Origin of the sequence: Salinarimonas sp. (genome assembly GCF_040111675.1) — a bacterium.
GTDB lineage: Bacteria > Pseudomonadota > Alphaproteobacteria > Rhizobiales > Beijerinckiaceae > Salinarimonas.
This window is the reverse complement of sequence record NZ_CP157794.1, coordinates 5149337-5161799: the sequence shown is the minus strand read 5'-3', so window position 1 is coordinate 5161799 and position 12463 is coordinate 5149337. Positions and strand designations below refer to the sequence as shown.

The following is a 12463-nucleotide window of genomic DNA, read 5'->3' as shown; positions in this document are numbered from 1 at the left end:
TCACCGATTCCGCATTTCCCGCGCGCGCAGGGCGACCTCTTCCGGCGTCCGGGCCGGGAGCGAGCAGCGGGCGCCGGCGCAGAGGATCGCCTGGGTCGCGTCGGAGAGGGCGGAGCGGGCCGGGTGGTCGGCCGCGAGGCTCTCCGGGTCTGCGACGACGGTGCGGCCGAGATAGGGCAGGCGCAGGGCCGCCCGTGCGAGGCCCTCGCGGTCGGGCCCGGTGGCGACCACCGACAGTCCCGTCAGGTGGAGATCGAGGGCATTGAGCAGCGAGGCGTGGCCGATGGGCGCGGCGCGGGCGGCGCCTGTGGCCCGCGCGAGGAAGGCCTCCGCGCGCTCCCGGTCTTCCGCCGCGCCGGTGATCTGCGCCAGCCGAACCAGGCTCTCGGCGTAGAGCCCGTTGGCGTTGGGGGTCGCCTCGTCGGCGAGCGGCTGCGGGCGCAGCGCCAGCGCCGAGTCGGTCGCGGAGGCGGCGGTCATGGCGAGGAGGCCGGTCTCGGCCACGCGATACTCGGCCTCGAGCGCGTCCCGCCAGTTCCGCGCCTGCGCGAGATACGCGCCCTCCCCCGTCGCCTCGTGCAGGACGAGTGCGGCGCGCATCATCGCGGCGTGATCCGTGGCGAAGCCCGGATGGACGAGCCGGCCGGCGCGCCAGGCGTGACCGAGAAGGCCGTCGCGGCTCATCGCGCCCGCGACGAAGCCGAAGGCCGCGCGCGCCCGCTCGATCCAGCCGGGCGCGTCCATGAGGATGCCCGCCCGGACGAGCGCGGCGATGGCGAGCCCGTTCCAGTCCGCCAGAACCTTGTCGTCGAGCCCCGGCCGCACCCGCGTCTCGCGCCGGGCGAGGAGCGCCTCGCGCATCGTCTCGAGGCGGTGGGCGGTCTGCGGGTCCGGATCGGGCGTGTCGAGCCGGTTGGGAATCGCGACGCCCTCCCAGTTGCCCTGCGGCGTCACGTCGTAATGGCGGGCGAACAGGGCCGCGTCCGGCTCGCCCAGAACCTCGCGGATCTCGTCCAGCCGCCAGACGGTGAACTTCCCCTCCTCGCCCTCCGAATCGGCGTCGAGGCTGGCGGCGAAGGCGCCCTCGGGCGTCGTCATCTCGCGGGCGAGCCAGGCGACGATCCCGCGAGCGGACGTCTCGAAGAGCTCCCGACGGACGGGATCCTGCTCCTCGGACGCGGCCAGCGCATAGAGCTCGAGCAGCTGGGCGTTGTCGTAGAGCATCTTCTCGAAATGCGGGACGAGCCAGCGCTCGTCGACGGAATAGCGCGCGAAGCCGCCACCGAGATGATCGCGGATGCCGCCGCGCGCCATGCGCTCCAGCTGGCGAACCGCCTCCCGCTTCGCCTGCGCGTGACCCTGCCGGCGCGCGAAGCGGTCGAGCATCTCGAGGATTGTCGGGTTGGGAAACTTGGGCGCGCCCTTCAGCCCGCCGTCGACCGGATCGAAGGCCTGGACGAGCCGCGCGCCGAGGAGGTCGAGCTCGGCCACGCCCATCCCAGGCGCGTCCTCGGCGGCCTGCGCGTCCGCCAGCGCCTGCGCGATCGCCTCGCGGTTGGCGGCGACCTTCGCGCCCTCCTCGCGCCACAGCCGGGCGATCTCGCGCAGGACCTGCACGAAGCCCGGCCGGCCGAAGCGCGGCTCCTTCGGGAAGTAGGTCCCGCCCCAGAAGGGCGCGCCCTCGGGCGTCAGGAACATGGTCAGCGGCCAGCCGCCGGGCTGGCCCAGAACGTGGAGCGCGGACATGGTGACGTGGTCCACGTCCGGCCGCTCCTCGCGGTCGACCTTCACGTTGACGAAGAGCGCGTTCATCACCGCCGCCACGTCCGGGTCCTCGAAGCTCTCGTGCGCCATCACGTGGCACCAATGGCAGGCGGCGTAGCCGATGGAGAGCAGGACCGGGCGATTGGTCGCCCGCGCCTCGGCGAAGGCCTCCTCGCCCCATTCGCGCCAGTCGACGGGGTTGTCCGCGTGCTGAAGGAGGTAGGGGCTCGTCGCCTGCGCCAGACGGTTCATGGTGCGGCTCCTCTCGCTCGTGTCGCGCCTTGGCATCATGCAGGGCGAACGCCCGGGCGCGAAAGAGGGGGGCCGCGATCCACCGCGAAAACGGCGCTCCTGCCCGCACGCCAGCCACGCGCAAGCTCCCCGGCGTCTCATGCCCTCGAGAGACCTCCAGACCGGAGACGCGGAGATGAGCCTCTACGGAGTGATGCGCACGGGCGTGTCGGGCATGGCGGCGCAGTCGTCGAAGCTCGCGACCGTCGCCGACAACATCGCCAACGCCAACACCAACGGGTACAAGCGCTCGAAGACCGAGTTCTCCTCGCTGATCCTCGGCAACAATTCGGGCCAGTACACCTCCGGCGGCGTCAAGACGCACGTCCAGCACGCGATCTCGCAGCAGGGCGCGCTGACCTTCACCACCTCCGCGACCGACCTCGCGGTGCAGGGCAACGGCTTCTTCGTCGTCTCCGACAACGGCGGCACGCCCTACCTCACCCGCGCGGGCTCCTTCGTGCCCAACGGCGAGGGCGAGCTCGTCAACGCGGCCGGCTTCAAGCTGATGGGCATGCCGCTCGACGGCGGCGCCGGCGGCGTGGTGGTGAACGGCCTCCAGGGGCTCCAGGTCGTGAACATCGGCCAGACCGCGCTCGAGGCGACGCCCTCGACCCAGGGCGGCTTTGCCGCCAACCTCGATTCCAACGCCGCCGCGATCGTCGCGCCGGCGACCCCGCCGTCGGCGAACCTCGCGACGACCGAGTACGAGGCGATGTCCTCCCTCGTCGCCTACGACAATCTCGGCAACCCCGTCGTGCTCGACGTCTATTTCACCAAGACCGGCCCGAACGCCTGGGAGGCGACGGTGTTCGACCGCGCCGACGCGCCCCCCGGCGGCGGCTTTCCCTATGCCAACCCGCCGCTCGACAGCGTCGCCCTCGCCTTCGACCCCGCCAACGGCCGGGTCACCGGCGCGCCGGCGCTGAACGTCGCGGTGCCCAACGGCCAGGCGCTCACCCTCGACCTCTCCGACATGACCCAGGTCGCGGCGGACTACACCGTCATGCAGGCGGCGGTGAACGGCAACGCGCCCTCGGCCATCCGCGACGTCGAGATCGGCGAGGACGGCACCGTCTTCGCGATCTTCGAGAACGGCGAGCGGCGCGCCACCTGGCAGGTCCCGCTCGCCAACGTGACGAGCCCGGACAACCTCCAGCCGGAGGCGGGCAACGTCTACTCGCTCGGGCTGGACTCCGGCGAGGTCCAGCTCGGCCTCGCGGGCCAGGGCGGGCTCGGCGACATCGTTTCCTCGGCGCTCGAGCAATCGAACGTCGATCTCGCCTCCGAGCTCACCTCCATGATCGAGAGCCAGCGCAGCTACACGGCCAATTCCAAGGTCTTCCAGACCGGCTCCGAGCTGCTCGACGTGCTCGTCAACCTGAAGCGCTGAGGCGCCGCGGCCCAACTCCGAGGTCTGATCGATGTCGCTCTCACTCGCGCTCAACTCGGCCCAGTCGGCGCTGTCGACGAACGCGCAGCAGACCGCGCTCGTCGCGCGCAACATCACCGGCGCGAACGACCCCGCCTATGCGCGCAAGAGCGCCGTCGTCGCGACGACGGGGCTGGGCACGACCCACGTCGCCTCGATCTCCCGGGCCCAGGACCAGGCGCTCTACACCCGCATGCTGGAGGCCTCCTCCGACGCCGCGGCCAAGACCGCGCATCTCGACGGGCTCGACCGGCTCTCGCAGACGGTGGGCGACCCGGAGAACGACTGGTCGGTAGCGGGCGCGCTCGGCGCGTTCGAGAACGCGCTCCAGATGCACGCCGACGGGCCGAGCGATCCGATTCTCGCCGCCCAGGCTCTCGACCGCGCGCACGACCTGGCCGGCCGGCTGAACACCGCCACGCAGACGGTCCAGGCGGCGCGGGCGACGGCCGACGGCGAGATGGCGGCCTCGGTCGATCGCATCAACGACCTCCTCGCCCGCTTCGAGACGGTGAACCGGGCGATCGTCGTCGGCACGGCGGCCGGGACCGACGTCACCGACCATCTCGACACCCGCTCGGCGATCCTCACCGACCTGTCCCGGGAGATCGGCGTCACCACGGTGACGCGCGGCGACGCCGACATGGTGATCTACACCGATTCCGGCGTGACCCTGTTCGAGAAGACCGCGCGAACGGTCTCGTTCGAGCGCACCTTCGCCTACGACGCCGGCATCCAGGGCCGTGCGGTCTTCGCCGACGGCGTGCCGATCACCGGCCCCGGGGCGACCATGGCGATCAAGTCCGGCGCGCTCTTCGGACACGCGATGCTGCGCGACGAGACGGCGCCGGTCTACCAGAAGCAGCTCGACGAGATCGCCCGCGGGCTGATCCTCGCCACCGCCGAGACCGACCAGCTCAATACGCCGCCGCTTCTGGCCGACCAGGCCGGCCTGTTCACCTGGCCCGGCGGCCCGGCCCTGCCCGGCGGCGCGGTGGCGATCCCCAATCTCGCGGCGCAGATCCGGGTGAACCCGGCCGCCGATCCGACGCAGGGCGGCGACCTCACCACGATCCGCGACGGCGGCATGAACGGCGCGGCCTACGACTACAACCCGGCCGACGCCGCCTCCTATTCCGGCCGGCTCCAGGGCCTGCTCGACGTGCTCGGCGCGCAGCGGCCCTTCGACGCCACGTCCGGGCTCGACCCGAACACCACGATCGCCGGCTTCGCCGCGGGCTCGGTGGGCTGGCTCGAGGCCGCGCGCAAGCAGGCCGACAAGGAGGCGACCTACCAGACCACCTTCCTCGAACGCACCGCCGAGAGCCTGTCCAACGAGACCGGCGTCAATCTCGACGAGGAGCTCGCCCTGATGCTCGAGCTCGAGCGCAGCTACGGCGCCTCCGCGCGGATCATCACGGCGGTGGACACGATGCTCGCCTCCCTGCTCGAGGCCGTGAGGTGACGCCATGAAGACGACCCCCATCTCCACGCTCGGCATCGCCAATTCCACGCGCTTGTCGATGATCAAGGCCCAGAACGCGCTGGCCAAGGCGTCCGAGGAGCTCTCCTCCGGCCGCTTCGCGGATGTGGGGCTCGCGCTCGGCGCCCGCACCGGCCAGAGCGTCGAATTGCGCCAGGAGCTCGCCCGCATCGGGACGATCCTCGACACGAACGGCCTCGTCGCCGCGCGGCTCGACACCAGCCAGGCGGCGCTCTCGAACATCCAGGGTACGGCCGAGGACGTCCTCGGCGTGCTGATCGCCGTGCGCGAGAACCCCCAGGCGGCGGACATCGTCGCGCCGCAGGCCGAGCTGAACCTCAAGGGCCTGTTCGGCTCGCTGAACGCCAACCTGAACGGCCAATATCTCTTCGCCGGCATCAACACCGACGTCGAGCCGCTGGCGGACTATCTCGGCCCGCCGGTCTCCGCCGCGAAGACGGCTGTGGACACGGCCTTCGCCGGCTTCTTCGGCTTCGGCCAGGGCGATCCCGGCGTCGCCGGCATCACCCGGGCGGACATGGAGACCTTCCTCGACACCGCGTTCGCGCCGCTCTTCGCCGATCCGCAATGGGGCGCGACCTGGTCCACCGCGTCCGACCAGAACCTCCAGAGCCGCGTGTCGACCAACGAGGTGATCGCCACCTCCGCCAACGCCAACGAGCAGGCGTTCCGCGACCTGACCATGGCCTATACGATGCTCGTCGACCTCGGCGCGCAGGCGCTGCCGGCGCCCGCCTACGAGGCCATCGTCGAGCGCGCCATCGGCCTCGTCGGCGGGGCGATGCAGGACGTCACCACCATTCAGGCCCGGCTCGGCGTGGCGCAGAACCGCGTCGCCGACGCCTCCGAGCGCATGAGCATCCAGCGCGACATCCTCACCGGGCAGATCACGGGTCTCGAGAACGTCGACCCCTACGAGGCGGCGACCCGGGTCAACGCGCTGATGTCCCAGGTGGAGGTCTCCTACAACCTCACCGCCCGCATCCGCGAGATGAGCCTCCTGCGCTACCTCTGACGCCCCCTCACCGAAAGAGGCGACCATGTATCAGTTCTCCTATGCCGAGATCGTCGAGGACACCTTCTCGGACACGCGCGCCCGCGAGCGCGAGGCGGTCGAGCAGGCCGTCCAGCTGCTGCGCAAGGCCCAGGCCGCCGGCGCGGCCTCGCGCGAGACGGTCGAGGCCCTGCACTACGTCCGCCAGCTCTGGGCGATCCTGATCGAGGATCTCGCGAGCTCCGAGAACGACCTGCCGCAGAAGCTGCGCGCCGACCTGATCTCCATCGGTCTTTGGGTGATGCGCGAGGCGGATGCGATCCGGCTCGGCCAGACAGTCGACTTCGCCGCCATCATCGAGGTCAACCAGACGATCGCCGAGGGGCTGAAATGAGCGGCACGATGCGCCTGACGCTCCGCGCCGGAGAGCGCGTGTGGATCAACGGGGCCGTGGTGCGCGCCGAGCGCAAGACCACGCTCGAGATCCTCAACGACGCGACCTTCCTGCTCGAGAGCCACGTGCTCCAGCCCGAGGAGACGACGACGCCGCTGCGCCAGATCTACTTCGTCGTGCAGGCCATGTTCATCGACCCCGCCGGGGCGGAGAAGGCCGCGCTCCTCTACGAGCGCTACCTCGCCGCGGCTTTGCGGACCTTCGCGAGCCGGGAGATCCTCGACGGGCTCCTCGCCGTGCGCGGCCAGATGGAGGCCGGGCGCAGGCTCGACGCCATGAAGACGCTCCGCGGCCTCTTCCCCGCCGAGGAGGCCATCCTCGCCGCCCGCCCCGAGCGCCGCTCGGCCGCCTGACAGGAAAGACCGGATCATGGACGTCGCCTCCGCCACCTCCGCTCAGCCCGGTCCCGCCGCGCCCCAGACGGGGCGCGCGGATGCGGGGAGCATGGACTACGACAGCTTCCTGCGCCTCCTGATCGCGCAGATGAAGAACCAGGACCCGCTCAACCCGATGGACCCGTCCGAGCAGGTGGCCCAGCTCGCCACCTTCTCCATGGTCGAGCAGGCGATCATGACCAACAAGAAGCTCGACGGGCTCCTTTCCGCGACGTCGCTGGCCATGGCGGGCGACCTGATCGGGCGGACCGCCACCTCGGCCGATGGAAGCGTCTCCGGCGAGATCACCAGCGTGCGCCTGACCGACGAAGGTCCCCTCGCCACGCTGGCTGGCGGCGAGACGCTGCTGATCGGCCCCGGCGTGAGGCTCGCCTGATGAACGCCGTCGACGCCCTCGACATGGTCCAGGAAGCCATCTGGACCGTCATCGTCGCCTCCGGGCCGTCGGTGGGGGTCGCCATGGCGGTGGGCATCGCCATCGCCTTGATGCAGGCTCTCACCCAGGTCCAGGAGATGACGCTGACCTTCATCCCGAAGATCGTCGCCATCCTCCTGATGATCCTGGTGACGGCGCCCTTCATGGGGGCGCAGCTGTTCAGCTTCACCGAGCACATGTACGCGAAGATCGAGACGGGGTTCTGAGTGGCGTTCGTCCTGCGCTCAGTCCTCTCCCGATCGCCCGTCCGTGAGGGGGTGCAGGTCTCGCACCATGGCTGCGACACGCTCGTCCAGCACGTGCGTATAGATCTGCGTCGTGGCGATGTCGGCGTGGCCGAGGAGTTCCTGGATGACGCGAAGGTCGGCGCCGTTCTGCAGGAGATGGCTGGCGAAGGCGTGGCGCAGCACGTGCGGGCTCACCAGCCGCGCCGGCAGGCCGGCCGCCCCGGCGAGCGCCTTGAGCTCGCGGGCGAAGGCCTGACGCGTGAGGTGGCCGCTCTCCGAATCCGCCGGGAACAGCCACGGCCCGCCGGGCCCGTGCGCCTCGAGGACCACCAGATAGGCCTCGGCCGCCTCGCGGGCGGGTTCGGTCACGGGGACGAGCCGCTCCTTGCCGCCCTTGCCGCGGATCACGAGGGCGCGCTCGCGCGTCCGGGCGGCCGCGCGCGGGAGGGCGACGAGCTCCGATACGCGCAGGCCCGTGGCATAGAGCATCTCCAGGAGGCAGCGCATGCGCAAGGCGCGCAGCCACGCCCTGGGGGGCTGGTCGGCCTGCGCGGCGCTTTCCGCGGCGGCCGCCAGCAGCCGGTCGACCTCTGCGACCGAGAGCGTCTTCGGCAGAGGGCGTGCCTGCTTCGGACCGTCGACGGTCGCGGTCGGGTCCTGGGCGGCGTGACCTTCGAGGAAGAGGAAGCGATGGAACTGCCGCACGGCCGACAGCCGGCGCGCGGCGGAGGAGGCCTTCAACCCGCGCTCGGCGATTGAGGCGAGGAAGCCGCGTACCGTGTCCGCGTCGGCCTCGGAGGCGGCGGTCCCGGTCTCGGCGAGGTAGTCGGCGTAGTCGTCGAGGTCGCGACGATAGGCGGCGAGCGTGTTGTCGGCCGCGCCCCGCTCGGCCACCAGCATGTCGAGGAACGATCCGACGAGGCGGCGATCCGCAGCCGGGCGGGCGTTCATCGCGGAGCGAGCCGCGAGGGGGGAACGGTGGTGGTGATCTCGCGCGTCTCGGGCTCGACGAACAGGGCCAGCGCCCACATGCCGGCATAGACGAGGCCTGCGAGGATCGCGAGGATGAACACGAGACGGAACAGCGTCGGCACGGCGGAGACTCTCGTCGGCTTCGCGGAGGGCGCGGATCGCGCGGGAAGGAGGGGCGCGCCACACGATCGCCACAGGGCTCGTGCAGCAGCGCTGTCGTCGACCCTAGGACCCGCGGCGGCGCTTGCCTAGCCCTTCCGTTGGCGATGGGGCGCCCCTTCCCCCTGCCCCTCCGCCTGCCCCGCGTCCGTGTGTTTCACGTGGAACATGTCGCGGCGAGGGTCGGGAACTCCGCCCGGGGTCGCGCGTTGTCCCCGGGCGCAGGTGCGTCCAGCACCAGGCGACTCGGGACCAAGATCAAGAGATCACCTCTCCATGAGCGATCACGACGCGGCGCGCCGGCAAGACGACGGCCGCGGCTCCAACGGCATTTCCTCTCGTCTGGCGTTCTTGCGGCGGCGGAGCTTCATCACCCCGGCGGCGGTCTTCGCCATCGGGATCCTGAGCACCCTCGTCGTCGGCGTCCAGTACGACCGCATCGCGTCCGAGCGCGATGCGCAGCGCTTCCAGTCGCTCGTGGTCCAGCGCGTCATCTCCATCGACGAGCGCATGGCGCTCTATGTCGGGCTGTTGCGCGGCGTGGCTGCGCATTTCGCCGCCGAGGAGAGTGTCGACCGCGCCGATTTCGGGGCGTTCGTGCAGCGGCTCCGCCTCGACGAGGAATATCCCGGCGTCCAAGGCGTCGGCTACGCCACCGTGATCGAGCCCGGCGGCGAAGCGGACCTCGAGGCGTCGGCGCGCGCGGAAGGCCGCGAGGCCTTCCGGGTCTGGCCGCCGGAGGACGACGCCGCGGGCGACGCAAGCCTGCGCACGGCGATCGTCTATCTCGAGCCCGAGGACGAGCGGAACCGGGCCGCGCTCGGCTTCGACATGACCTCGGAGGCGGTGCGGCGCGAGGCCATGGTCCGGGCGCGCGATCGTGGCCTCTCCACCGCGTCGGGGCGGGTCACCCTCGTCCAGGAAACCGACGAGGACGTCCAGCCCGGGTTCCTGATCTACCTCCCCGTCTTCGAGGGTGGCGCGATACCCGGCACCGTGGAGGAACGCCGCCGTCGGCTCGAGGGCTACGTCTACGCCCCGTTCCGCGCCCGCAACCTGTTCGACCGGGCGCTGGCCCAGGGCCGCGGCGGCGAGCTCGACTACGCGGTCTACGACGGCGAGAGCGCCGACCCGGAGAACCTGCTCTATCGCACCGGCGAGACCTTCGATCGCGGGCGCCTCGGCTTTCGCACCGCCGAGCGCGTGACGATCGCCGACCAGCCCTGGACCGTGGTCCTGGAGACGACGGACGTGTTCGAGGCCGCCTCGCCCCGGGTGTTCACGCCCTTCATCTTCATCGCCGGCCTCGTGGCGACGGGCATGCTGACGGGAGCCAGTGTCCGCCAGGCCCGCGCCGTGGATGCGGCAGAGGCCGCCCGCGCGGATGTCGAGGAGCTCAATCATACGCTGGAGCACCGGGTCGAGCGGCGGACGGCCCAGCTGGAGCGGGCCCGCGCCCGGCTCGCGGATCTCAACGTCAACCTGGAGCGCGCGGTCCAGGCCCGCACCGCCGAGCTCTCGGCGGCGAACGAGGAGATCCAGCGCTTCGCCTATATCGTCAGCCACGACCTGCGGGCGCCGCTCGTCAACGTGATGGGCTTCACCAGCGAGCTCGAGAGCGTGCGCAGCGAGATCGAGTCGTTCCTGGCCGCGGTCGGGGAGAGGGCGCCCGATCTCGTCACCGAGGACGTCCGCCTCGCGGTCGAGACCGACCTGCCGGAGGCGCTCGGCTTCATTCGCGCCTCGACGCAGAAGATGGATCGGCTGATCAACGCCATTCTCAAGCTGTCGCGCGAGGGCCGGCGCGTGCTCGTCCCGGAGCCCGTCGACATGCAAGCGCTCGTCGAGACGCTGCGGGAGAGCCTCACCCATCAGCTCGTCGAGCGCGAGGCGGAGCTCGTCGTCGGTGACCTCCCCAGCCTCGTCTCGGACCGGCTGGCGCTCGAGCAGATCTTCGGGAATCTCGTCGAGAACGCGGTGAAGTATCTCAGGCCCGACCGACCCGGCCGCGTCAGCCTCACCGCGGAGGACGCGGGGCCCCTCGTGCGCTTCGTCGTCGCCGACAACGGCCGGGGTATCGAGCCCGGCGACTTCGAGCGCATCTTCGACCTGTTCCGGCGGGCCGGGCGCCAGGACGTGGCGGGCGAGGGCATCGGCCTCGCCCACACCCGCGCCCTCGTGCGCCGGCTCGGCGGCACCGTCGAGGTCGCCTCCACCCCGGGCGAGGGCTCGACATTCACGCTCACCCTGCCCAAGATCATCGAGGACGTGTCGCAGGGTCCCAAGCACGAAGAAGAGGAAGCCGCATGAGTGCGCAGCCCGTCACCATCGTGATGGTCGAGGACGACGAGGGCCATGCGCGCCTCATCGAGAAGAACGTTCGCCGCGCGGGCGTGAACAACGAGATCCGGCATTTCGTCGACGGGACCTCGGCGCTGGGGCACATGTTCCAGGAGGAGGTGCGCGCCAACGGGCCGCTCCTCGTGCTCCTCGACCTCAATCTGCCCGACATGAGCGGCATCGACATCCTGGCCAAGCTCAAGGCCGACGACCGGCTCAAGCGGGCGCCGGTGATCGTCTTAACGACGACCGACGACCAGCGCGAGATTCAGCGCTGCTACGATCTCGGCTGCAACGTGTACATCACAAAGCCGGTGGAGTACGAGACCTTCGCCCAGGCCATCCGGCAGCTGGGCCTGTTCCTGTCCGTGATGCAGGTGCCCGAAGCGTGACGACCGTGCCGGAGACTCTCGGAGGCAGGCGCCTCCTCTACATCGACGACGACCCGGCCTTCGGCCGATTGGTCGAGCGCACGCTGGCGCGCAAAGGTATCGAGGTGGTCTTCGCGATGGGTGGCGACGACGGCGTCGCCAGGCTGGCGCAGGGCGGCTTCGACGTGGTCGCCCTCGACCACTTCATGCCGGGGAAGGAGGGCCTCGAGGTCCTCTCGGAGATCCGGGCCCTCCCCGATCCGCCGCCCGTGGTCTACGTCACCGGCGCCGACGAGGGCCGCATCGCCGTCGCCGCATTGAAGGCCGGCGCGGCCGACTACATCGTCAAGGACGTCGGCGGGGCCTTCTTCGATCTCCTCCTCGCATCGATCGAGCAGGCGGTGGCCAAGGAATGCGTGCGCCGCGCCAAGGAGGCGGCCGAGCGCGAGGTCCGCGAGCAGCGCGACCGCGCCGAGATGCTGCTGCGCGAGGTGAACCATCGCGTGGCGAATTCCCTGCAGCTCGTCTCCTCGCTCGTCTCCATGCAGAAGGCCGTCACGGAGGAGCCGAGTGCCCGGGCGGTGCTGGTGGAGACGCAGTCGCGCATCACGGCGATCGCGCAGATCCATCGCCGGCTCTACACCTCGCCCGACATCCGCGCCGTCTCGATGGACGCCTATCTGCGCGGGCTGATCGAGGAGCTCGCGGCCGCCATGCAGGCGCAGGGCGAATCGCACGTGCTCAAGGTCTCGGCCGAGACCATCCCCATGCCTACCGACAAGGCCGTCTCGCTCGGCGTCATCGTGGCGGAGCTCGTCATCAACGCGGTGAAATACGCCTATCCCGCCGGCGAGGGCGGCGAGGTGCGCGTCATCCTCGTGCGCGAGAACGGCGCGGCCCGCCTCGTGGTCGAGGACGACGGCGCCGGCTGGCGCGGCGACGAGCCCGCCTCCGGCAGCGGGCTCGGCACGCGCATCATCAAGACCATGGCCTCGACGCTGCAATCCGGCCTGGAGTTCGATGCGGCCCATCCGGGCACGCGGGTGAGCCTGCGCTTCCCGGTGGACGCGGCCGCGGAGGAGGAACACCGCGAGGCTGGGTGAGAGGACGCAGAGGGGCGAGGG

General features: G+C 71.0%; 13 protein-coding genes. 10 read left to right on the top strand and 3 right to left on the bottom strand.

The features are described 5' to 3' along the window. On the bottom strand, positions 1–2016 hold the full coding sequence (locus ABL310_RS23980) for a thioredoxin domain-containing protein (RefSeq protein ID WP_349369507.1): 2016 nt from the start codon (positions 2014–2016) through the stop codon (positions 1–3). A gap of 175 nt (positions 2017–2191) precedes the next feature. Here ABL310_RS23980 and ABL310_RS23975 point away from each other — a divergent pair, with 175 nt between their 5' ends. Genes ABL310_RS23975 through fliQ form a run of 7 tightly spaced genes read left to right on the top strand, consistent with a single transcriptional unit; the run spans position 2192 to position 7476 of the window. Continuing rightward, positions 2192–3448 carry a flagellar hook protein FlgE gene (locus ABL310_RS23975; RefSeq protein ID WP_349369506.1) on the top strand — a complete coding sequence of 419 codons (1257 nt, stop codon included), beginning with the start codon at positions 2192–2194 and terminating at the stop codon, positions 3446–3448. 31 nt (positions 3449–3479) lie between these two features. Further along, complete coding sequence (gene flgK, locus ABL310_RS23970; RefSeq protein ID WP_349369505.1) at positions 3480–4952, top strand: flagellar hook-associated protein FlgK; 1473 nt, start codon at positions 3480–3482, stop codon at positions 4950–4952. A 4-nt stretch (positions 4953–4956) separates the two neighbouring features. Then, positions 4957–6006 carry a flagellar hook-associated family protein gene (locus ABL310_RS23965; RefSeq protein ID WP_349369504.1) on the top strand — a complete coding sequence of 350 codons (1050 nt, stop codon included), beginning with the start codon at positions 4957–4959 and terminating at the stop codon, positions 6004–6006. 25 nt (positions 6007–6031) lie between these two features. Further along, complete coding sequence (gene flaF / locus ABL310_RS23960) at positions 6032–6379, top strand: flagellar biosynthesis regulator FlaF (protein ID WP_349369503.1); 348 nt, start codon at positions 6032–6034, stop codon at positions 6377–6379. Further along, complete coding sequence (flbT, locus tag ABL310_RS23955; protein ID WP_349369502.1) at positions 6376–6792, top strand: flagellar biosynthesis repressor FlbT; 417 nt, start codon at positions 6376–6378, stop codon at positions 6790–6792. Before flaF ends, flbT begins: the two co-directional genes overlap by 4 nt. A gap of 16 nt (positions 6793–6808) precedes the next feature. After that, the gene (flgD, locus tag ABL310_RS23950; RefSeq protein WP_349369501.1) at positions 6809–7210 is read left to right on the top strand and encodes a flagellar hook assembly protein FlgD; all 402 of its coding nucleotides are present in this window, start codon (positions 6809–6811) and stop codon (positions 7208–7210) included. Then, positions 7210–7476 carry a flagellar biosynthesis protein FliQ gene (gene fliQ / locus ABL310_RS23945; RefSeq protein ID WP_349369500.1) on the top strand — a complete coding sequence of 89 codons (267 nt, stop codon included), beginning with the start codon at positions 7210–7212 and terminating at the stop codon, positions 7474–7476. Before flgD ends, fliQ begins: the two co-directional genes overlap by 1 nt. Before the next feature lie 18 nt (positions 7477–7494). On the opposite strand, the gene ABL310_RS23940 is transcribed toward fliQ, so the two are convergent. Together ABL310_RS23940 and ABL310_RS23935 are read right to left on the bottom strand one after the other, a co-directional pair. Then, complete coding sequence (locus ABL310_RS23940; protein WP_349369499.1) at positions 7495–8448, bottom strand: site-specific tyrosine recombinase XerD; 954 nt, start codon at positions 8446–8448, stop codon at positions 7495–7497. Then, positions 8445–8591: a histidine kinase gene (locus ABL310_RS23935; RefSeq protein ID WP_349369498.1), complete on the bottom strand. Its 147-nt coding sequence runs from the start codon at positions 8589–8591 to the stop codon at positions 8445–8447. Before ABL310_RS23935 ends, ABL310_RS23940 begins: the two co-directional genes overlap by 4 nt. A gap of 313 nt (positions 8592–8904) precedes the next feature. On the opposite strand from ABL310_RS23935, the gene ABL310_RS23930 reads away from it, so the two are divergent. Genes ABL310_RS23930 through ABL310_RS23920 form a run of 3 tightly spaced genes read left to right on the top strand, consistent with a single transcriptional unit; the run spans position 8905 to position 12442 of the window. After that, on the top strand, positions 8905–10938 hold the full coding sequence (locus ABL310_RS23930; protein WP_349369497.1) for a CHASE domain-containing protein: 2034 nt from the start codon (positions 8905–8907) through the stop codon (positions 10936–10938). Continuing rightward, positions 10935–11360: a response regulator gene (locus tag ABL310_RS23925; RefSeq protein WP_349369496.1), complete on the top strand. Its 426-nt coding sequence runs from the start codon at positions 10935–10937 to the stop codon at positions 11358–11360. Before ABL310_RS23930 ends, ABL310_RS23925 begins: the two co-directional genes overlap by 4 nt. Then, a complete protein-coding gene (locus tag ABL310_RS23920) occupies positions 11357–12442 on the top strand; it encodes a histidine kinase dimerization/phosphoacceptor domain -containing protein (RefSeq protein WP_349369495.1) in 1086 nt (361 codons plus the stop codon). The genes ABL310_RS23925 and ABL310_RS23920 overlap by 4 nt, the downstream gene beginning before the upstream one ends. The last annotated feature ends 21 nt before the right edge of the window (positions 12443–12463 follow it).